At 51.8% G+C, this 20,289-nt stretch carries 21 protein-coding genes; 12 read left to right on the top strand and 9 right to left on the bottom strand.

Translation table 11 applies throughout. The features are described from left to right. The first annotated feature begins 107 nt into the window (after positions 1–107). Positions 108–788, top strand: a complete 681-nt coding sequence (locus BW941_RS16320; RefSeq protein WP_068435475.1) for a Frag1/DRAM/Sfk1 family protein — start codon at positions 108–110, stop codon at positions 786–788. On the opposite strand, the gene BW941_RS16315 is transcribed toward BW941_RS16320, so the two are convergent. From BW941_RS16315 to pomA, 4 genes are all read right to left on the bottom strand, one after another. Then, positions 751–1,482 carry a 16S rRNA (uracil(1498)-N(3))-methyltransferase gene (locus BW941_RS16315; protein WP_245820121.1) on the bottom strand — a complete coding sequence of 244 codons (732 nt, stop codon included), beginning with the start codon at positions 1,480–1,482 and terminating at the stop codon, positions 751–753. The two genes, BW941_RS16320 and BW941_RS16315, sit on opposite strands and share 38 nt — an antisense overlap. Before the next feature lie 96 nt (positions 1,483–1,578). Then, a complete protein-coding gene (locus BW941_RS16310; RefSeq protein WP_084189091.1) occupies positions 1,579–2,166 on the bottom strand; it encodes a PilZ domain-containing protein in 588 nt (195 codons plus the stop codon). Positions 2,167–2,180: 14 nt separating this feature from the next. Further along, a complete protein-coding gene (locus tag BW941_RS16305; protein WP_076517871.1) occupies positions 2,181–3,158 on the bottom strand; it encodes a flagellar motor protein MotB in 978 nt (325 codons plus the stop codon). Positions 3,159–3,164: 6 nt separating this feature from the next. Next, complete coding sequence (gene pomA / locus BW941_RS16300; protein WP_076517870.1) at positions 3,165–3,923, bottom strand: flagellar motor protein PomA; 759 nt, start codon at positions 3,921–3,923, stop codon at positions 3,165–3,167. Between the two features lie 143 nt (positions 3,924–4,066). Here pomA and BW941_RS16295 point away from each other — a divergent pair, with 143 nt between their 5' ends. The 5 genes from BW941_RS16295 to nosR all read left to right on the top strand — a co-directional run bounded on the left by BW941_RS16295 (position 4,067) and on the right by nosR (position 9,644). Beyond that, positions 4,067–4,312, top strand: coding sequence for an exodeoxyribonuclease VII small subunit (locus BW941_RS16295; protein WP_076517868.1), 246 nt, complete (start codon positions 4,067–4,069; stop codon positions 4,310–4,312). Continuing rightward, entirely contained in the window at positions 4,309–5,184 is an 876-nt protein-coding gene (gene ispA / locus BW941_RS16290; RefSeq protein ID WP_076517866.1) for a (2E,6E)-farnesyl diphosphate synthase, read from the top strand. Before BW941_RS16295 ends, ispA begins: the two co-directional genes overlap by 4 nt. Positions 5,185–5,333: 149 nt before the next feature. Continuing rightward, positions 5,334–7,205, top strand: coding sequence for a 1-deoxy-D-xylulose-5-phosphate synthase (gene dxs / locus BW941_RS16285; RefSeq protein ID WP_076517916.1), 1,872 nt, complete (start codon positions 5,334–5,336; stop codon positions 7,203–7,205). 119 nt (positions 7,206–7,324) lie between these two features. Continuing rightward, complete coding sequence (locus tag BW941_RS18065) at positions 7,325–8,323, top strand: sensor histidine kinase (protein WP_076517865.1); 999 nt, start codon at positions 7,325–7,327, stop codon at positions 8,321–8,323. Then, positions 8,313–9,644: a response regulator c-di-GMP phosphodiesterase, NosR family gene (nosR, locus tag BW941_RS16275; protein WP_076517863.1), complete on the top strand. Its 1,332-nt coding sequence runs from the start codon at positions 8,313–8,315 to the stop codon at positions 9,642–9,644. Before BW941_RS18065 ends, nosR begins: the two co-directional genes overlap by 11 nt. A gap of 16 nt (positions 9,645–9,660) precedes the next feature. Here nosR and ribA read toward each other — a convergent pair whose 3' ends face one another. Then, on the bottom strand, positions 9,661–10,275 hold the full coding sequence (gene ribA / locus BW941_RS16270) for a GTP cyclohydrolase II (protein ID WP_076517861.1): 615 nt from the start codon (positions 10,273–10,275) through the stop codon (positions 9,661–9,663). Between the two features lie 177 nt (positions 10,276–10,452). Here ribA and BW941_RS16265 point away from each other — a divergent pair, with 177 nt between their 5' ends. From BW941_RS16265 to BW941_RS16245, 5 genes are read left to right on the top strand one after another with little or no spacing between them, the layout of a single operon-like run. Next, positions 10,453–12,498 carry a hypothetical protein gene (locus BW941_RS16265; RefSeq protein ID WP_076517859.1) on the top strand — a complete coding sequence of 682 codons (2,046 nt, stop codon included), beginning with the start codon at positions 10,453–10,455 and terminating at the stop codon, positions 12,496–12,498. After that, entirely contained in the window at positions 12,491–13,315 is an 825-nt protein-coding gene (locus BW941_RS16260; protein ID WP_076517857.1) for a mechanosensitive ion channel family protein, read from the top strand. Before BW941_RS16265 ends, BW941_RS16260 begins: the two co-directional genes overlap by 8 nt. Next, the gene (locus BW941_RS16255; RefSeq protein ID WP_175607922.1) at positions 13,315–13,992 is read left to right on the top strand and encodes a zinc metallopeptidase; all 678 of its coding nucleotides are present in this window, start codon (positions 13,315–13,317) and stop codon (positions 13,990–13,992) included. The genes BW941_RS16260 and BW941_RS16255 overlap by 1 nt, the downstream gene beginning before the upstream one ends. A 51-nt stretch (positions 13,993–14,043) precedes the next feature. Next, entirely contained in the window at positions 14,044–14,679 is a 636-nt protein-coding gene (locus tag BW941_RS16250; RefSeq protein ID WP_139325878.1) for an HI_0983 family protein, read from the top strand. After that, positions 14,676–15,560 (top strand): ATP-grasp domain-containing protein, encoded by an 885-nt coding sequence (locus tag BW941_RS16245; protein ID WP_076517854.1) that lies wholly within the window; start codon positions 14,676–14,678, stop codon positions 15,558–15,560. The genes BW941_RS16250 and BW941_RS16245 overlap by 4 nt, the downstream gene beginning before the upstream one ends. 13 nt (positions 15,561–15,573) lie before the next feature. Here BW941_RS16245 and BW941_RS16240 read toward each other — a convergent pair whose 3' ends face one another. Together BW941_RS16240 and BW941_RS16235 are read right to left on the bottom strand one after the other, a co-directional pair. Beyond that, positions 15,574–16,203, bottom strand: a complete 630-nt coding sequence (locus BW941_RS16240; protein ID WP_076517852.1) for a hypothetical protein — start codon at positions 16,201–16,203, stop codon at positions 15,574–15,576. Between the two features lie 81 nt (positions 16,204–16,284). Next, positions 16,285–17,199, bottom strand: coding sequence for a sterol desaturase family protein (locus BW941_RS16235; RefSeq protein WP_076517850.1), 915 nt, complete (start codon positions 17,197–17,199; stop codon positions 16,285–16,287). A 131-nt stretch (positions 17,200–17,330) separates the two neighbouring features. Here BW941_RS16235 and BW941_RS16230 point away from each other — a divergent pair, with 131 nt between their 5' ends. Next, complete coding sequence (locus BW941_RS16230; RefSeq protein ID WP_084189087.1) at positions 17,331–18,371, top strand: AraC family transcriptional regulator; 1,041 nt, start codon at positions 17,331–17,333, stop codon at positions 18,369–18,371. Here BW941_RS16230 and BW941_RS16225 read toward each other — a convergent pair. Then, a complete protein-coding gene (locus tag BW941_RS16225) occupies positions 18,351–18,836 on the bottom strand; it encodes a phosphatidylglycerophosphatase A family protein (RefSeq protein WP_076517848.1) in 486 nt (161 codons plus the stop codon). The two genes, BW941_RS16230 and BW941_RS16225, sit on opposite strands and share 21 nt — an antisense overlap. 89 nt (positions 18,837–18,925) lie before the next feature. After that, the gene (locus BW941_RS16220; protein ID WP_076517847.1) at positions 18,926–19,888 is read right to left on the bottom strand and encodes an integron integrase; all 963 of its coding nucleotides are present in this window, start codon (positions 19,886–19,888) and stop codon (positions 18,926–18,928) included. Positions 19,889–20,289 lie beyond the last annotated feature (401 nt).

Here is a 20,289-nt window from a genome sequence, read left to right as displayed (position 1 = left end):
ACTACCGCTGAATTGCAGATGTTAAAAGTTCTACCAGGGTGTGTTGATTGATATGATGTCGCTTTATTTTTGATGGCCCAATGAAATCCGGGCTGTTCGGAGGTTTCGTGTCATTCGGTCAGTTTATTGCGTTAGCATCTTTCGTTCTCTCCATGGGCACGATTGCAGTCACTTACTTTGTTGGGACGTCAGCCGGTACGGCAGAATTATGTAATCCATTTTTTGATGGCTGTACTGATATTACCCATACAGGTATGAAAGGCGATGCAGGCTTTATTTTTCGTGGAGGAATGATTGCGGCCTGTGCATTCTTTGTTGTCTGGTGGCAGGTATACCGTGTCTGGTTAAGCCCGTATTCCGGGCGTATCGCGCTGAATGCAATGCAGTTTTTCGGAGTTCTGGCTGCCATTGGTCTGTTGGCTGGTACCGCGGTGTTGCTGCCAGAAAAATCAGATACCCGCTGGGGAGTGCACGTGCGTGGCGCCAATCTGTTTTTTCAGGGAATGTTGATTGCTCTGACCACAGCCTACGTTCTGACATTTAAGGCAAGAAAACAGGGGTTGGTTGTCCCTAGCTTTGCGGTGAAAACAGCAGTAATGGGAATTCTGTGGTTTATGTTTATTGCCTTTGCCGGAGTCACCGTTGGAATCGAGATGAGTCACGGTAAGCGCATCATTGAATGGTGGGCGACCCTGTTTATCGGGATCTATTTCTTATCTTCATACTGGGACTGGAAAGGCATCCGTCTCGTTAGCGAAAGTCACCCCACACATACTGAAGAACGCTGAGAGCCGTCAGCGCCGCGGTCTCGGTACGCAATATACGAGGCCCCAATAGCAAACCATCAAATCCTGACTCCTGGCATTGAGTCACTTCGATGTCAGAGAAACCACCTTCAGGGCCTACCAGAAGCGCAATGCTTTCTGGAGACTGATCGGATACGAGAGGCTTCTGGTTATGAGGGTGGAGCAGCAATTTTCTGTCGGCTTCTATTCCTGAACTCCAGTCACTCAGCGACTTTGGTGGATGAATTGCCGGGACGGTATTTCTCCCGCTCTGTTCGCAGGCTGAGATGGCTACCTTCTGCCAGTGCTCGAGCTTTTTTTCCATCCGGTCGCCTTTCAGGCGTACATCACAGCGTTCACTGGTCAGGGGAGTAATGTCGGTGACACCCAGCTCGGTCGCTTTTTGGATAGTGAAGTCCATCCGGTCGCCTTTTGAAATCACCTGGCCCAGATGTATCTGCAGTGTCAGTGGTGCATCCTGACGAGTCGCATGAATGACAGATGCCGATGCCGATTTTTTGCTCTCGATGATGAGCTGTGCCTGATATTCAGAACCGTCGCCATTGAATAGCCGTACATCGTCACCCTCTTTCATACGTAAAACGCGTACCAGGTGCGTCACTGCCTGATCATCCAGTGCGATGGTTGTATTGTCAGCGAGTGGCTCGGGAGTATAGATGCGAGGGCCAGACATCATGCGCTCTCATTAGAGTAAAAGTGAATGAAATAAAGCGCATGATAGCAGAGGGTAGGCCTTTTTTACTGTAGGAAAAAAGGCCTGGTGGAATGAGGTTCAGCAAGCAGCGTCGTTCTGAGCTTCGCGCTCAGAGCGCAGACGACGTGACTGTAGCTGGAACAGGTGGTGAATCAGAATTTCCTGCTCCGCTTCTCTCAGGCCTTCGAAGTCAACGCGTACAAGATAGGGGGTGGCAGGATCTGCTGTATGCTCCACACCGACAATCGTCCCCATGAGAGTCACGGGAATGTTGGACGGTTTCAGCTGCATCTGCAGCCGTAGATTGTCGCTCTCACTGAGCGGTTCTGTGGAGTGGAACGCCATGCCGCAGGCGCTCAGATTCACCCGCGTACGCACTTCGGTCTGCGAGAGTTCTGGTTTCGCATCCGGCCCCACCGGGGAGTTCAGCAGGTTGACCTTTTGGTTCAGCAGCTCAAACAAGCGAGCAACAGTGGGGTTCTGTGCCTGTACCTGGTGAAGGACGCCAGCGATGTCGCGCTCCAGCTCTGCCAACTCATTGATATGATCCTGATGGCGGGCCTTCCAGCGTTGCACCTCTTCTTGTGAGATGGCTTCAAAGTCCAGAATGACCTCATCATCCAGGCGGAAATAACGGCGTCTTTCTTCCATTGTTCCAGTTTCCATTGTCTCTCTCCCGATCAGAATATTTCGTTGGGATTTAATTCAAAATCTTCCGGGCGGGCTGTCGCCGCGTCGTCAATCTCCTGTTGCGTCGGAGTGATTTCCGGTTGATCGTCATCATCAAATTCATGCGTACGCAGAATTACAATCTCCACGCGCCGGTTGCGTGCGCGGGAAGCGTCATCAATATTAGGCACCAGTGGCTTTTTATCTGCGTGACCCACCACCTGGAACCGGTCCGAGTTCATTTCGGGAGCAATAAACAATTCCTGTGCAAATGAGACGGCACGGGCAGTTGATAGTCCCCAGTTCGAACGGAACGGGCCGCCCGCGAGCGGAATATCATCGGTGTGCCCTTCCACAGATATCTTGCCCGGAATATCAACGAGCACTTCCCGGATTTTGTCGATCACTGGTAAGAAGCGATCCTCGATATAGTCAGAACCTGAACGGAAAGCGCCTCTCTGCTGAATGCGGATAATGATTTTCTTACCTACGGTTTCAATTTCGACCTGACCCTGTGCGATTTCATTTTCAAGCTGAGCAGCCATTTCAACGGCCATCTCTTCGCTCTTTTTATTTTCGATGTCCTCGCGTGGCACGACGACTTCACGCGTTTGCATACCGCGGTCGCCCTGACGCTCCTCCTGCTGTGTCACTTCATCCTGACACAGCACTTCGAGTGAACTTTTGGTGATGTCGCTGGTTTTTTGCCGGACTTCATTAATCGGTGTCGGTTCAGGAATCGACGGACTGAAGTGCCGGGCAATCACACTGGTCCCCTTGGGCGGATCGCTGGCATTAACAACCGTCTGCACACCGAAGGCATCCCTGAGTTCACCGGCCAGACGCTTGAACTTTCGTGCATCCATTTCTGAGAACGACAGCAGGAGTACGAAAAAGCACATCAGCAGCGACATCAGGTCGGCAAAGGTCATTACCCAGCCGGGTATCCCATCGGGACAGGGTGGACATTCGTCTTCTTCTTCAGCCATGACTTACTACTCGCTCGCCGCTACGCGTTTGCCTTCCTGGATGTAGGCTTGCAACATGGATTCAATAACACGGGGGTTCTGACCGTTCTGGATTGCCAGCAGTGCGTCGATGATCATCGACTTCAGGCGATCTTCTTCGTCTTTACGCAAGGTCAGCTTGTCGGCCATAGGGAGTGACAACATGGTCGCCACCATGGCGCCGTAAAGCGTGGTGAGGAGTGCAACCGCCATCGCGGGGCCGATGGCCTTCGGGTCGTCCATGTTGGCCAGCATAGCAACCAGGCCAATGAGAGTACCGATCATCCCCATCGCGGGAGCAACGTCGCCAAGCGATTTAAAAATGCTGATACCTGTGTCGTGGCGAGCGCTGGCGAGTTTCATTTCTTTGCTGAGAAGGGTTTTTACAACATCCGGGTCGTGGCCATCGACCAGCAGCTGAATACCTTTACTCAGGAACTCATCACTGACCTCTTTCCCCTCAAGAGACAAAAGGCCGCCTTTACGGGCTAGGCCGGCAAGTTCGACGATTTCGCCGATCAGGTCTTCCGGTTTGATCAACTTGAAGGAAAATGCTTTGCCCGCGACTTTGGCTGCGGCGAGAAACTGGCCCAGCTCAAATTTCATCATTACAGCAAACAGACTTCCGACAATAACAATCAGCAGCGACGGCACGTTAACAAACATGGTGATATCGCCACCGAGAATCATGGCGAAAATTACGATACCGAACGCGCCGACGAGGCCTACTAATGACGCGAGATCCACACTCACTCCTTTCCATACTGAGGTAGCTTCTGTAACAGAGTTTAGACGCTTCCTGCGGTTCTTCCTGTCATCTGACAAAAAAAGCCTGTGTTGACCCGCTCATGCCTTGGGTTTAGTGTTCGAGCCTTACGACAGGAGTAACTATGTCTGATAAATCCTCTTCCTTCGGTTTCGAGTCAGCCTTATCGGAACTCGAAGCTCTGGTCACCCGCATGGAAAGTGGCGAATTGACCCTTGAAGACAGCCTGGAAGCATTTGAAAAAGGCATCGGCCTCACTCGTCAGTGCCAGCAGGCTCTGGCGGCAGCAGAGCAGCGTGTACAGCTACTGATGGAACGGAATGGCCAGAGTGACGCTCAGCCCTTTCAGAGCGGAGACGCCAGCGAATGAATTTGCAACCTTTGCAGGCCAGAGTCGCTGAGCTGGCAGAAGCCAGACTTGCAGAGCTTGGAATTGCAGATCAGCGTCTCGCAGACGCAATGCACTATGGCCTGATGAATGGTGGTAAGCGCCTGCGGCCTTATCTTGTGTACGCGACCATGGATGCTCTTAATGCCGAGCATGCAGTGGCAGATTGCGCCGCCGTCGCGCTTGAAATGATTCATAGCTACAGCCTGGTTCATGATGACCTGCCTGCGATGGACGATGATGATCTGCGTCGCGGTAAGCCAACTTGCCATATAGCCTTTGATGAAGCGACGGCGATCCTTGCCGGAGACGCACTTCTCAATGGCGCCTACGAAGTATTAGCCTCTGCGAAAGAGTTGTCAGAAAAGCAGCGCCTGCAGCTGGTGCAGGTGCTCGGTCGTGCTGCTGGCAGCGCGGGTATGGTGGGCGGCCAGGCGATTGATATTAACAACGTCGGCAAGTCGATGACCGTTGAACAGCTCGAACATATGCACTTGCATAAAACCGGAGCGCTGATCAGAGCGGCCGTGCAAATGGGCGCCATCTGTGCAGCTAAGAATACCGATACCTCAATCACCGAAGCCCTTGATAAATATGCGAAAGCCGTTGGCCTGGCCTTTCAGGTACAGGATGACATCCTCGATATCGAGGGCGATACCGCGGTATTGGGAAAACAGCAGGGCGCAGATGAGGCGTTGAAAAAACCAACGTATCCGTCACTGCTTGGGCTTGAAGGCGCCCGTACGCGTGCGAAAGTCCTTGTCGATGAAGCGATTCAGGCACTCGCAGGCTTGCCCGGTGATACCTCTACACTCGAGTCGCTGGCCCGCTACATTATCGAGCGCGATCACTGATACCTCTGTGACAGCGACAGAGCTCACCTGTCCGTATTGGCGGGCAGGGGAGTTTTAACTACTCATCTTGTCTCTCAGCCGGTAGAATGCACCCCTTTAGTTTTCCGGCGCTGCCGGTGCACTTTTTCTACCGGAAGCAGTTCCTTCAGATGTTTACAGAGATTCCCAAACACAGACCAGAGACGCCACTGCTGGATCAGATTGAATCCCCAGCGGACCTGCGCGAGCTGAGCCCTGCTCAGTTACAGCCTCTGTGTCGTGAGCTGCGTGAATATCTCATTTATAGCGTTGGGCAGTCGGGTGGCCATTTTGGTGCCGGTCTGGGCGTTGTTGAACTGACGGTAGCTCTGCATCACGTTTTTGATACCCCAGACGATCGCATTGTGTGGGATGTTGGCCATCAGGCGTATCCACATAAAATTCTGACAGGCCGGCGCGAGCAGTTGCCGAAGATCCGTTCTGCCGAAGGCCCGGCTGCGTTTCCGCTGCGTACCGAAAGTGAGTACGACACCTTTGGCGTTGGTCACTCCAGTACCTCGATCAGTGCGGCTTTGGGGATGGCGCTTGGTTTCCGTCAGCGTGGCCTTCCGAACAAAAGTGTTGCTGTGATTGGTGATGGCGCCATGAGCGCCGGTATGGCCTTTGAGGCTCTCAACCATGCCGGGCACGAAAAAGCCGATATGCTGGTTATTCTTAACGACAATGACATGTCGATCTCGAATAACGTCGGTGCACTGAACAAATACTTCACCCGTATCTGGTCGAGCCAGACTTACTCCGCTATGCGTGAAGGCAGCAAACGTGTTCTTGAGAATATTCCGGCCGCCTGGGAATTTGCGAAGCGTACTGAAGAGCACATGAAAGGCATGGTAGCTCCGGGTACTTTGTTCGAAGAGCTGGGCTTTAATTACTACGGCCCGGTCGATGGCCACGACCTGAACGAGCTGGTGGCAACACTCGCTAGTCTGAAGAAACTCAAAGGTCCGCGCTTCCTGCACATCGTGACTCAGAAAGGCAAAGGCTTTACCCCTGCGGAAGAAGAGCCGATTCGCTACCACGCGCTGAAGGCCCAGAAAGGCGGGCCGGCAAAGGCATCGAAACCGAGTTATTCCAACGTATTTGGTCGCTGGTTGTGTGATGTTGCAGCTCAGGACGAGCGCCTCGTGGGTATTACGCCAGCGATGCGTGAAGGTTCAGACCTCATTCGTTTCTCACAGGAATTTCCCGATCGTTATTTCGATGTCGCCATTGCCGAGCAGCATGCTGTGACTCTGGCTGCGGGTATGGCCTGTGAACAGGTGAAGCCTGTCGTGGCTATCTATTCGACCTTCCTGCAGCGTGCATATGATCAGTTGATTCATGACGTTGCTCTCCAGGATCTCGATGTCTTATTCGCCATTGACCGCGCGGGGCTGGTCGGTGAAGACGGCCCAACGCACCATGGTGCATATGACCTTAGTTACCTTCGCTGTATTCCTAAGATGGTCATCATGACGCCGTCCGATGAAAATGAATGCCGACAGATGCTGAACACCGGTTATCTGCACGAAGGCCCGGCCGCTGTTCGCTATCCACGAGGTTCTGGCACAGGGGCTGCCATTGATCCGTCACTTGAAGTCTTGCCTCTGGGGAAAGGCGTTATTCGTCGCGCATCCCAAAGCAAAAAGGTCGCTATCCTGGCGTTTGGTGCTCCGTTAGCCGCTGCGCTGAAAGCAGCAGATGTCGTTGATGCTACCGTTGCAGATATGCGTTTTGTGAAGCCAATGGACGATGCGCTGGTGGCCGAACTGGCAGAAACGCACGACCTCTTAGTGACTGTTGAAGAGAACGCCCGAATGGGTGGCGCAGGTTCTGCTGTACTCGAGTCGCTGGCTCAACAGGGGCTCAAGTCGGTTGTTGAGGTGCTTGGTATTCCGGATACCTACATTGAGCACGATTCACCGACCCAGCAGCATGTTGTGGCAGGTATCGATGAGTCATCTATCCTGGCCGCTATTCGTCGCCACTTCCCTCAGGACTGATTATGATCAGGGTGTGCGCGCCCTAAGTGTCTGATTAGTCACTCATTATTTGCCCCTGTCGCCGAGCGCTTCACATAGAAGCTGCTTAACTGAATTAAGGTTCAGTTCCGGAGGGGCTCATGCCGCTGCGACGCCAGTTTACCGCTATTTCTGCACTGATAATCGTGACCTTGTGTGGCTACGCTGTTTCCGCATTGTTTGGTCCTTTATCTCCGATAGCGAGTGCGGCACTGGTGCTCTTCTCCGCGTTGGTTATCTGGCGAGTGTCTGCCTGGTGTCGCAAACGAGCCGAGGCGCGGATAGAAATTCAGGCCCTCTCGGCTGAGCGCCTTGCCACGTTAGGCGAGGCCGCGGCTGGTATCGGTCACGAAATCAACAATCCACTCGCCTACATCCACAGCAATCTGCATGGTCTGAATGAAGATATTGAGGCCTATAACGCTTTCATCAGTGTTCTTGATTCAGCTTCCGACCATCTTGAAATACGTAACCCGTTTTACCAGAAGGCATTGTCTGCCTATCACAATCTCGATGTTGCTGAGGTGTGTAAGGGCGCGCCGGAGCGCCTGAAAGATTGCCTTGAAGGCATCGCCCACATCGAACGTATCGTGGCTGACATGCAGACGCTGAGCCGTCGCGGTGACGCCAGTATGCAGGTTGCTGATATCAATACAGATCTGCAGGCGGTCTTTAACATTATTCGCAGCAGGCTACCTGCGAATGTAAATCTTGAGCTGGATCTGATTACCCCTCCACTGATGCTATGTCACCCGTCACGCTTCGCACAGGTGATCATGAATATGATGATTAATGCATTGCATGCTATTGGAGAGGAGACGGGTACCGTCAGTGTCCGTCAGTACCATCGCGGGGATATCTTCTATACTGAAATTTCAGACAGCGGGTGCGGAATGTCCCCGGAAGTGCAGGCCCATATATTTGAGCCATTTTTCACGACCCGCGCAGAAGGTAAAGGCACGGGCATCGGTCTGGCCTTGTGCTACAAATTAATAGAAGAGCATCAGGGGACTATCTCAGTAGATAGTCGCGAGGGTGAAGGCACCCGTTTCACTCTGGCGCTACCCGTTCGCAATGGAGAGAAAGACCATGTCAATTGAAACCACAGGCCGGGAGAAAAGTGGCCGGTTACTGCTGGTCGATGATGAGCAGGGGGTACTGCAGGCGTTAAAGCGTCTGTTCTACCGTCATTACGATGTCGTGCTGGCAAATGGCGGTGAAGAAGCACTCAGCATTCTCGAAACTGATTCCTTCGATATGATTATTTCGGACATGCGTATGCCTGGTATGTCCGGCGCTGAGCTGCTGAAGTCCTGCTTTGAACAATATCCGGCCATGATCCGGGTTCTGCTTACCGGGTATTCTGATCTGGATTCAGCCATTAAGGCGGTAAATGAAGGCAACATCTATCGTTATATCTCTAAGCCCTGGGACAATGATCAGCTCAGGGATATGGTCGCGGAAGCGCTTGAATCAAAAGAGCTGAAGTCAGCGAACCAACGTCTGAGCGCGCACATCGTCGAGCAGAATGACGAGCTGGCGCGTCTCAATCGTGAGCTTCAGGCGAAATATGAAGCCTCTTCAGATGCGGTGGGTGAAGCGGAAGCAAAGCTACAGGATGCCTACAAAACACTGCGCCACGAGTTTGATGCCATGGTGCATATTCTTGTGGGCAGCATGGAAGATCGCTTGGGTATGGAAAAAGGCTCGACCGAAAGATTCGCTGAACTGGTTCGTTCATTCGCAAAAAATGCGGGTTTGGATGAAGCTCAGATTAATGACACCTACTACGCAGCATTGCTAAAAAATCTCGGTAAAATGTCATTGTCAGATTCGGTTCTGAATAAAGCGATTCCGCAGATGAGTAACGCTGAAAAGCAGGAATACGCGCGCTTTACCATCAACGGCCAGACCTCACTGATGCTGCTTGAGCCGCTGCAGAATGCCGCCAACATTATTCGCTCGCACATGGAGCTTTATAACGGTAAAGGTTTTCCCGATCGTCTGGCAGGGGATGCCATTCCCAAGTCATCACGGATTCTGCGCATCGTTTGCGACTATGCAGAGCTACAGCGCGAAAGTAACTTTTTGGGAGAACCTCTCAGCGAGAAGGATGCACGGGTATATCTTCTGAAACTTGCCGGCCAACGCTATGACCGCGAGCTGGTGGATGTCTTTGCTGAAACACTGGAAACCTACGATGGTGGCGCTATCTCCAGTATGGAGCGTCTGAATATCGCGGATGTTAAAGAAGGCATGATTCTCGCGGGCAATCTGGTCAGCCCCGGCGGTGCGGTACTGCTTTCAACAGGTACTCAGCTGACTGAGCGGCATGTTGCCAAACTTCAGGCACTGATGCGTCAGTTCGAGGGGCACGAAATATTTGTGCATGTGAGGAAACCGCCGCAGGATGAAGACTAGCCTGCGGCGCAGATGATTAAGCTTCCGGCTCGTCGTCCTGATGAGTCGACAGGTAATGCCCAAGCTTGCTGGCTTTTGTGTTCAGATAGCCATTGTTGTGCGGATTACGGCCAACTTCAATGGCAACCCGCTCTTTGATCGTGACACCAGCATCACCCAGAGCTTTCACTTTACGCGGATTGTTGGTCATCAGGCGAATGGAGGTAATACCCAGATGCTCCAGCATCGGCTGGCACATGCCGTAATTGCGCATGTCAGCGCCGAAACCAAGTTGCTCGTTCGCTTCTACGGTATCCGCACCCTGGTCCTGCAGATTATAAGCTTTCACTTTGTTCAGAAGCCCGATACCACGACCTTCCTGTCGCAGATACAGAACAACGCCACGTCCGGCCTCAGACACGGAGCGGAGTGCTTCTTCCAGTTGGTAACCGCAGTCACAGCGCATGCTGAAAAGCGCGTCACCCGTCAGGCACTCGGAATGCGCGCGTAACAGAACCGGCTCGCCGTCATCCAGCGTGCCCATGGTCAGTGCAATATGTTCTTTCCCTGTTTCTGCTTCCTCAAAACCATGCATGGTAAACACACCGAAGGGTGTTGGCAGCTTACATGAGGCGACGAAATTGATGTTCAAGGGGCTTACCCTCTGAGTAAAACAGGGCGCGTATTCTATCAGCAGGTACTCTTATTGCCTAATCTATGAGCGGAACAGGGTGTTTCTTTGCGTAACCCCGGTTGACGACACGGCCGTAGTAGCCGCTAATAGGCGTCAGGTGGCGTTTCCTTTGCCAGCCTGTTATTCAGGAAGAGTATGACACTACATAAGACCACATTTTTTACCCTGTTGTTTGCGCCGTTAAGTGTGTGGGCCGCAGTCGACCGGACTGCAGTTGTATCTCTGCTGGAGCGTGAGTGGGGCGAGCTTCAGTCAGTGATAGCTGGCGTTCTGGGAGCCTGGACACTGTTACTACAAGGCATGCCGAGTGGCGAAGAAATCAGCATCATCGCACGGACGGGCCTCCCTCTCCTGCTGCTGCTGCCTCTGCGATCGCTGTCGCGCTGGTTTGCTGCCTGGCTCACCGGATACCTCCGCGGGCTGCATAATCAACTGGTATCGGGCGACATAAAACACAAGGGGCTGCGCGCACTGACCCGGTTTGTTACCAGTATCACGCCGTTGGTACCCTGGTTGCTACTTCTCTGGGGAGCGATGATCGTCCCTGTATTCCCGTCATCAGAAGCAGGGCCGGGCGGTGCTCTACCACTGCTCTACGCCGTGTACGTGATTTATGTATTGGTGAATCTGTCTCTGGAGTGGTTTCTTCTCAGCGCCTGTCAGGGCGCTGGCAGCTATCTCAATAGCGAGACGACTGAGCTTCTGGAGCGTCGTTCCCATTCGGTGACGTCGCTTTTACTGCTGCCTTGGGTAGTGATTACCTTGTCCGAATATCTGCTGCAAAGTACGGCAGTGAGTCACCTGATCGGAGCATTGGTCTGGTTGTTCAGTTGGTTGATGCTGAGTTACCTGCTGAACTTCTATCGCGAACCTCTGGTGATTAATCTCAAGCGACTGACACCTGAGCGTTTCGACCCGGTTATCGAGCCGCTGGCGGCGGGGCGCATAACCGTTTTCTTGTTGCCTCTGCTGATTCCGCTAAACCTGGTGTTGTTCTTTCGTGCTTTCCTTGAGCAGTTGCTGGGGGAGTTCGCATGGTATCAGCGCCTGAGCGCACGATGGTTCCGGATGCGGAATCAGTTGCAGGAAGACGCAGAAGAAGCCGAAGTCGCAGAGTGTACCGATGAGAACTATCTGCGCTGGTTTGAGAGCTATGGTGAGGCCGAGTATCCGATCATCAACACCGGACTGAGTGATGTCTTTCAGCGGTACTACATTGCCTGGATTGCTGATCGCGGTGATGACAATGTCCTACTGATGACGGGCGAGCCGGGTATCGGCAAAAAATCGGCGGTGAAGCGCTTCTGCAAGGAAATTGCAGCTGGCAGCCAGGAAGTTCGCATTTCGATGCTGGATATCCCGGCGCGAACGCTGGATGCAAATACTCTGTTTGGGCTGGTGGGCGAGCAGATCGGCGTCGATCTCGCGGATGGGCCCGTCGCTTTGGCTAACGCCAATGAAGCACTTGAGCCGACTGTCCTGGTTCTTAACAACGCCGAGAACCTGTTCCTTGCTGATGTCGGGGCTCTCGATGCCTGGCAGGCGCTGCTCAGCCTGACGAATGCTCGTGCTGGAAACCTGTTCTGGATGATTGTCATGAATAACCAGAGCTGGGCCTATCTCTGTAATGTATTTGGCCGCGATTATCAGATGCGCAATGTCGTTCGGGTTAAGCGCTGGACTCAGGCTGAAATCCGTTCTTTGATTTTATCGCGTAATCAGCAAAGCGGTTACCGTCTTCGGTATGACGATGTTTTAATGGATACGCGGGCGCCGGCTAATAATTCATTACGCAATGCCGAACAGAGGTACTTCAGCCTGTTGTGGGATGCGAGTCGAGGTGTTCCTGTTACAGCGTTACGCCTTTGGCAGGAGTCTGTTACGACCCGGCGGAATGAAGTGACCGTGAGGGTACCTCGTATACCTTCCGGGAGCAGGATCGAAAAGTCGGGCTCAAATCAGTCGTTTATTCTGGCGGCCATCGTGACACACGGCACACTGAATACAGCGGAAATTATGCGGGTGACAAATCTCTCTGAAAATGTCGTCCGTTTCTCACTTAAGGCGACGTTGGAAGATGAAATCGTCGAAAAAGGAGAGGACGGGCGCTATCGGATAACCGCGCTCTGGTACCACACCGTTGTCAGTATTCTTAACAGGATGAATATGTTACATGAATGATACCAGTGGTCTTGTTGATGGCCTGCTGAGTGTTGCAGGCATTTTTAACTTTTACGCTATCTTCCTGCTATTTTCAGGCGGTGTTGCACTTTGGGCATTAGCTAAAACTCTGAATAATGTCAGTAACCGGTTGATGGAGAAAATCCCTGCGCGGCGATTCTTCATTCTTCAGATTTCGACGTTACTAAGTTTTGCTCTTTATATTTTCGGTACGGTCGGTTTATTAATCGGTGTATTACAGCCTCCTAAAGAGCTGATATTTGCTGCGGCTGGTTCAGTCGCTGTCGCCTTAGGTTTTGCATTAAAAGACATTGCGGCCTCGCTGGTTGCGGGTATTTTATTATTGTTCGATCGCCCATTCAGGGTTGGCGATCGGGTTAATTTTGGTGATACCTACGGTGAAATTGTATCTATCGGGCTGCGCACTGTGCGTTTAGTCACGCTGGACGATAATCTCGTCACCATACCTAACTCCCGTTTTATTACTGACGTCGTGTCGTCTGGTAACGCTGGCGAACTGGACATGATGGTGGTGACCGATTTCCATCTGGCCTTGGACGCGGATATCCCTCGGGCGCGTAAACTTCTTGAAGAGGTCGTGGTCACGAGTCGCTACGCCTATCTCAAAAAGCCGGTTTCATTCGTTGTTGAAGAACTCGAAGTCGCTCATATGCTGGCAATTCGCCTGCGTGTTAAAGCGTACGTTCTTGATGTGCGCTACGAGAAAGCATTTCAGAGTGACATTGTGCTGCGTGGTACTCAATTATTAAACGAGCATAAAATAGCTCGTCCTAAGATCTCATCAGAGAGGACGTAATGTTGTACCTGGTTCTCATCGCAATTGTTATGGCGATCATGTACCTGCCTGGTCTGTGGGTTAAATCTGTACTCAAAAAACACAGTCAGGAGCGTAGCGACTTTCCGGGTAATGGTGCAGATATGGCGAGGCACCTACTCCGGAAGCTCAATATTGATGATGTTAAAGTCGAGGTTACCGAACACGGTGATCATTACGACCCTCAGGACAGAGCAGTACGTCTGACCCAGGATAAGTTCGAAGGGCGCACACTGACCGGCGTTGTCGTGGCGGCTCATGAAGTAGGGCATGCGATTCAACATCACAGCAAAGAAAGCATGTTCACTTTGCGTGGTGGCCTTGCTCGTTTGAGTTGGATTGTCAGTAAGGCGGCCCCTATCTTTCTGGCGGCGACGCCCTTGCTTATCTGGATTAACCCTGCGCTTTCCCGCTGGACACTCATCGCAGCGGTTGGCTCCATGCTTATTGGAGTGCTGGTAAACCTGGTGACCTTGCCCGTTGAATGGGATGCCAGTTTTGGTAAAGCACTGCCCATGCTCGAAGAGGGGCAGTATCTAAGCTCTGCGGACATGGCCTCTGCGCGCCATATTCTCACGGCTGCGGCTATGACTTATGTTGCTGGTTCCCTTGCCAGCTTACTTAATCTGGGCGTGCTTGCCCGGATACTCAGGCGTTAAACAGGCGCTTACGGACGTTGAAGCTTAAAGGTTCGGGCGGTAGTCTTACAGGTGTCTTTTATTGATGGTGGTTATATGAAATTAAGAGTTGCTTCCTTGCTTCGCACAGGTGTGGCGCTAGCTGCGCTACTGACGGCTTACACCGCGAATGCCGAAGGTTTAAAGCCAAATGAAGTGGTGCCTGTTATGGGCGGTGAAACTTACAGTAAAGTTGCTCGGGTAGATACCGAGGCAGGGGTGCTGGTCTACCGATATATACGAGACACAGAGACTTTTGAGGACTGGACAACCGCAGTTACTTATACCCTGTATCGCAATCCCTCCGTTGGAGACAGGCCGAAGAGTGTCGCCACTGTAATCGTATCCAGCCTTCAAAACTCGAACCCCCAAGCCAAGTATAATTTGACGGGCAATGACGAAGGGACAGAAGTAGTTCTCGATTTTCTTACCTGGCCCGCAGACAAAGAGTACATGGAGTATGACGTCTATCGAATTGAAAGTGGTCAGACAGGTGAAGGTGTCTACGTTCTACAGTTTTCAGTGAAGTTTCCATACGTAGAGAATATGTCCGAAGCTCAGGTGAAGGAACTCGTGACGCTTCGAAATGGCATGGTGAAGCAAGTGTTGCAGTACAACATGACGAGCGTTAAATCTATGCTAACCAGTCGCTACAACAGCACCCGATGAATTCACATGGACGGTCTCGCCTCATCATCATCTCTGATGAGCCGGAAGAAGACCTGACTGAACAGCTGGTTGCGGCGGCTCATGCTCACGAGCTTGAGCCGATTATTATCGAGCCAGCGTTGTTCGACCATGTTGAGCCTCCTGTACTTAATCATGGTGACCTTCTCTACCGGGTTGCCATTACTCACGAGTCTTGTGTGATTGAGCAGCAGCTTGTGCATCCGGGTGTGGCGACCTGCTATTGCGATGCTCTGGGGGCTTTTCTGATCTGGGATAACCAGACACTATTCCTTGCTCGTAATGGCATCGAAACGCCCCGTACTTTCCATGCAATGACTACCGACCGCGAAGAACTTAAGCGCCGGGTTGCAGCGCTGGGAGGCCTTCCTGTTATCTTTAAGGTTCCTGGCAAGTCATTGGGCGTTGGTGTCGTTCGTGTCGATAATTGGCCAACCTTTTATTCTGTTGCTGATGCACTTGAAAGCGCACACGGCCAGTACGTTCACTTGATGGCATGCGTCGAACCGGCAGAACACTGGCGTATGCTGGTGGTGAATGGTGAAATCGCTGCTGCCTATCAGAACATCCCTCAAGAGGGGGACTTCAGAACCTGCGTCGATGAAGACAAGAAAGAGTGTTTTACGACACCTGCCCCTGAGTCTGCGAAAAAGCTGGCGATTGATGCCTGCGCGGTGCTGGGGCTGGAATTTGGTGGTGTTGATGTGCTGGTGCACGCCTCAGGACGGGAGTACGTTCTGGAAGTGAACTTTCCCTGCTATTTTGCTCATCCTAAGCACTCAATTAATCTGGATGTTGCCGACCATTTAGTTCGTCATCTGAAACAAAAAGGCCAGCGGCTCAAAGAGCAGCTGGCCGGTTAAGCACGGCAGTTTATTACTGTACCGCTTTGCGCTTAGATTCCTGCTGAGCGCGTTTCGCCTTTTGCTCTACGGCTGCCTCGCGCTGCTGAGCTGCTTTGCTGCGTTTTTCAGTGGCTTGTTTAGTCGCCTGCTTTTTACGCTGCTCAACGACTTTTTGCTGGCCTGCTTTTTGATCCTGCTCCGACGCTTTGCGTTTCTCGACGACCTTACGCTGCTGCTCAGAAGCTTGCTTGCGGCGTTGTTCCATTGGTCGCTTCAGTTCTGCTGCATCCGTATCGGCTGCTGGGTTTGTGCCCACAGAAATATCTGTGTTTGCAAATACCTGAGGGGCATTCATCAGTGCGGTCGCGCCTAAGGCACCCATCATCACCTTACTCATGGCTTCACGGCGATTCAGCAGTGCTGGGTGCGGCGTGGCAGACGGTGGGGCCACTCGCTCAGATAGTGCATTCTGATCGGCAAGGCGATCAAGAGCTGCCCAGCATTCTTTAACAGAAATGCCAGCATCACCGGCCAGCGTTTCAATTGAGCGGCTGCCGTCTGCAAGGCGCCACACGGCGTAAGCGACTGGGTCTGACTGTTTAAGAAAATCTTGAGTGTCGTCGGCAACTACCGAAGCAACAGGAAATACGGATTGTGTCATGGGAAGCTCCTCATACCCCAGAATACGTCGCCAAAGAACATACCACTAAATGATCTCAGGATCATGACTCAGGGTTCACAATCACCCGTTAGGGTGACCATGGACCTGATCTTCGCAGGTTTGGCCTGAATGGGGATATCGCTCGTTAACCCAGTCGGGATGTTTCCAGATGATGCGAAGATCCCGATATTTGGCGACATCCTGGCACATGCTGACGAATTCAATGAATACCAGTTTCACCGGGTTCAAGGTCTCTGCTGGACGGTTGGTGACGCCATAGCGAATCTCACCGGCATCGCTTTCATCAACAAAGCTGCCGAACAGACGATCCCAGATAATAAATACACCACCAAAGTTCGTATCGATCTGTTTAGGCTTGCTGCCATGATGCACACGATGGTGCGACGGCGTATTAAAAATAAATTCAAGCCAGCGAGGTAAACGATTAATTGTCTCGGTATGCACAAAAAACTGAATAAACAGATTAAGCTCAAGCGCGATCACCGCATGTTCGAGCGAGAAGCCTAAAAGCGCTGGCGGAAACAGAGACACAAGCATGATGCCATTAAAAGAAACCACAGGCGTCTGTCGCAACGCGGTTGAAAAATTGTAGCGTTCTGAACTGTGGTGTACCCAGTGACCCGCCCAGCCGTAGCGTACCCTATGCATAAAGCGATGCACCCAATAAAAGGTGAAGTCGACCATGACGAACAAAATCAGAAAATCGACGACTCCGCTGCCCGAACTCCAGTTGATACCGACGCTACTGATGGCTATATAAACCGCACTTCCAACAACAATTAAAAAGAGCGCGTCACCGGTTTTGTACAGCAGCCCGGTGCCGATATTCGCGATTGATTCTGGCAGGTGATAAGCATCTGCTTTGCCCTGTCGAATCAGAACATAGCGCTCAGCCAATATGACGCCAACGAACACGGGGCCGGCGAGCACAATAAATATCAGTGCGTTAAAGAACTCAGAAGTGAAATCGCCCATCGATATATCCTCAATAGATTGACATAAGCGCTAATGTAAACGGACACTGCTATTATGAATTTCACTTTCGTGCCAAGTTTTTAGCAATTCATGCCATATTTATATGCCATCAAAATGAGCAGGAGTTCAGGGTGGGGATAGCAGTTCGGGTTAACGGCAGTTGGGTGCGCTTGCTCATTGACTGGATGGATAATGTTCAATTGGCGGCACCCAGCCTCCGGGCGACCATAGCAGCGTATGCGCCTACCGATATTGTCCCGCTTGAGCGGTGGCAGGAGATGCTGACCGAAGCCTTTGATTTACGACCTGATCTCAAGCACAGCAGCATCGCAGTAGCGACGCATGTAACCCCTCGACACGTCGGCGTACTGGGTTACCTGATAACGGCTTGCGACACGCTTGGTCAGGCACTTGTGACCTATCAGCGTTACGAGACACTCTTTTACGGTATGCCCCTGGCGAAGCCTAAGGTCAGCGCGCATTCAGCAGGCATTTACTGGAAGCCAGACCCTCCACGAGCCGAAGCGGAAGAAGTCGCGATTATTGCGTTGGTTCACTTTATCCGTAATCAGGTCGATGAGTCTCTGCCGCTTGCACTGACTAAAGTCAGCTTCTGCCATGAATCAACACCTGCTCATCAAATGGCTCTGCAGGAATATTTCGGTTGTGATGTCGAGATGGGGGCAGAGGCGACTGGGATAGAGTTCCCACATGCGGTGCTTAAGCTCCCTTTACTTCAGCGAGAGCCCGGCCTCAGAGAGCTACTGGAAGCACAGGCCGCGGCTATGTTGCGCGCACTGCCCGAAAATGACACCAACGAGTTTGAACGCCAGGTACAAGCTCAGCTGGTAAAAATGCTTCCAGAAGGGGAAGCCAACATCGAAGCGCTGGCAAAAAAATTACATTGTTCAGTGAGAACGCTGCAGCGACGATTGGGAGTAAAGAACCTGACCTGGAAAGGCCTGCTGGATAGCACAAGAGAACAGCTCGCGCGTCAATATTTGCAGGATAAAGGACTGTCGCTGCTCGATATTGCCTTGCTTCTGGGGTACCGGGATCAAGGAACCTTTACACGGTCATTCCGGCGCTGGAGCGGTACAACGCCGCTCGCATACCGAAAGTCCTTTTCTAAATCCGAATCAAAACCAGAATCAGAGCAGAGCAGCCGTTAACTGCACGACCACAAGGCCGAAAATACCGGCGATTACATCGTCGATCATAATACCGAAGCCACCGTGGACCTTGGCATCGAGCCATTTGATTGGCCACGGCTTAATAATGTCAAAGAAGCGGAACAAAGCAAACGCATACGCCAGCCACAGCAAATCGGTGTCTAAATTGCCCGACATCGGTAGCCACAACAGCGTAATCCAAACCCCGATCCATTCGTCCCAGACGATACCGCCAAAGTCATGCACACCCATATCCCGGGACGTGATCTCACATATGACCACACCAAATGCGAAACCTGCGAGCAATACGCCGATATACGGTAAGGTCGGTACACCCTGCAATAAAAACCACCACACAGGCAAAGCGGCGAGAGTGCCCCAGGTACCAGGAGCCTTCTTGGCCAGGCCAGAGCCCAGGCCAAAGGCCAACAGGTGAATCGGATTTTTCATATCAGGAGGTGTCATAACAAACTCAGCACAGATCAAAACGTACCCGAGAGTATACCGACAAAACGCCTTTGTAGGAGCGCAACGCGAAGCTTGCGCGAAACATCTCAGCCCAGAAGATCCAACGGGCTGGAGGTCCCGGCAAAGTGCTGCCCTATAACATGCGTATAGATTTGGGTCGTTGCTACATCGCTATGCCCCAACAACTCCTGAACTGTACGAATGTCACGGCCGCTGTGTAACAGCTCAGTAGTAAAGCTATGACGGAAGGTGTGGCAGGATATTCGTTTCGACGTCAGCCCGGCACTGATGACTGCCTGCTTTAACGCTTTGCGGGGCACGGAATCGTGCAAATGATGGCGGCAAAGTACTTTGGTATAGGGATGGCTGCATACAGTCGTAGATGGGAAAACGAACATCCATGCAGGTTGCAAATGCGCAGACGGATACTTCTTACCCAGTGCGCCAGGTAGTGAAGGGCCAACCCCACGTTTGTTATCTTCCTTTTGCAAAGCGATGGCCATTTCAAAAAACTCATGACAGACAGGCTTTAAGCTTTGCGGAAGGATAGTTACCCGATCTTTAGCCCCCTTCCCATCGAATACCGTCAGCGTACCTCTTGAAAAGTCGAAATCTTTGATCCGCAACCGTAAACACTCAGTGATACGTAGCCCTGATCCAAACAGTAGAGAAAAAATTAAGCGGTCTCGCTCATTACACACGTCGAGCAATTTCCCCACTTCGGCTGAGGACAGCACAGTAGGCAGGTGCCGGGGGCGGGTAGCGAACGTGAAGCCAATATCCCCCAATGGCTGGTTAAGGTATTTGTTATAAAGGAAGGCCAAGGCATTCAAGGCAACCTTTTGAGTATTGATTGCGACGTCCCGGCGGTTAGCAAGAAAGCTGAGGAACATGACGACATGCTCAGGCCCAAGGGTTGATGGGTGTTGCAACCGATGGAAGCGGATATAGAACCTGATCCAATAGATATACGTATGTTCAGTACGAATACTGTACCCATGCAGCCGCATGAACTCGCGCACTTCTGTCAGAAATTTGCTCTTAGCCATCCTGGCCTCCAAATGTAAAGATGTACTGGTTAAACATACAGTATGATTTGCGAATTTCAAGAAAATCTGGCACGCTTTATTTTCGTGCTTGCGCGTTTTGTCGGAGCGGGGTAACGTAAACTTCAATCGAATCAAAGACTTGCAAACTTGGTTTACAAGTTTATGTGCGCAGGATTGCCGAAATAACAGGCGTGCGCGTTTTTCTTGAAGGGACATTTGAGTTATGGAAGATTCTTCAATATTTTCAATAAGTTACAAAGGGAAGCTCGAAAGAGTATCCCAGGATAAACGCGCACGCACACTAATAAGCTAATGAAATGGACACCCCTCCCTTACACTGAAACTTCAGTTTCTTCGCGGGAGGTGGTTTATGGAACAGCTAAGAGTGATAGGAATCGACC

The organism is Thalassolituus maritimus (genome assembly GCF_900156675.1).
In the GTDB taxonomy this organism is placed as follows: Bacteria; Pseudomonadota; Gammaproteobacteria; order Pseudomonadales; family Oceanobacteraceae; genus Thalassolituus; species Thalassolituus maritimus.
This window is presented reverse-complemented; position numbering and strand designations above follow the sequence as displayed.

Coding starts and splice junctions, on each gene's coding strand:
- BW941_RS16315 (WP_245820121.1), bottom strand. CDS start 1,482: ATGATGTCTGGCCCTCGCATCTATACTCCCGAGCCACTCGCTGACAAT.
- BW941_RS16310 (WP_084189091.1), bottom strand. CDS start 2,166: ATGGAAACTGGAACAATGGAAGAAAGACGCCGTTATTTCCGCCTGGAT.
- BW941_RS16305 (WP_076517871.1), bottom strand. CDS start 3,158: ATGGCTGAAGAAGAAGACGAATGTCCACCCTGTCCCGATGGGATACCC.
- BW941_RS16295 (WP_076517868.1), top strand. CDS start 4,067: ATGTCTGATAAATCCTCTTCCTTCGGTTTCGAGTCAGCCTTATCGGAA.
- ispA (WP_076517866.1), top strand. CDS start 4,309: ATGAATTTGCAACCTTTGCAGGCCAGAGTCGCTGAGCTGGCAGAAGCC.
- dxs (WP_076517916.1), top strand. CDS start 5,334: ATGTTTACAGAGATTCCCAAACACAGACCAGAGACGCCACTGCTGGAT.
- BW941_RS18065 (WP_076517865.1), top strand. CDS start 7,325: ATGCCGCTGCGACGCCAGTTTACCGCTATTTCTGCACTGATAATCGTG.
- nosR (WP_076517863.1), top strand. CDS start 8,313: ATGTCAATTGAAACCACAGGCCGGGAGAAAAGTGGCCGGTTACTGCTG.
- BW941_RS16265 (WP_076517859.1), top strand. CDS start 10,453: ATGACACTACATAAGACCACATTTTTTACCCTGTTGTTTGCGCCGTTA.
- BW941_RS16260 (WP_076517857.1), top strand. CDS start 12,491: ATGAATGATACCAGTGGTCTTGTTGATGGCCTGCTGAGTGTTGCAGGC.
- BW941_RS16255 (WP_175607922.1), top strand. CDS start 13,315: ATGTTGTACCTGGTTCTCATCGCAATTGTTATGGCGATCATGTACCTG.
- BW941_RS16245 (WP_076517854.1), top strand. CDS start 14,676: ATGAATTCACATGGACGGTCTCGCCTCATCATCATCTCTGATGAGCCG.
- BW941_RS16240 (WP_076517852.1), bottom strand. CDS start 16,203: ATGACACAATCCGTATTTCCTGTTGCTTCGGTAGTTGCCGACGACACT.
- BW941_RS16235 (WP_076517850.1), bottom strand. CDS start 17,199: ATGGGCGATTTCACTTCTGAGTTCTTTAACGCACTGATATTTATTGTG.
- BW941_RS16225 (WP_076517848.1), bottom strand. CDS start 18,836: ATGACACCTCCTGATATGAAAAATCCGATTCACCTGTTGGCCTTTGGC.
- BW941_RS16220 (WP_076517847.1), bottom strand. CDS start 19,888: ATGGCTAAGAGCAAATTTCTGACAGAAGTGCGCGAGTTCATGCGGCTG.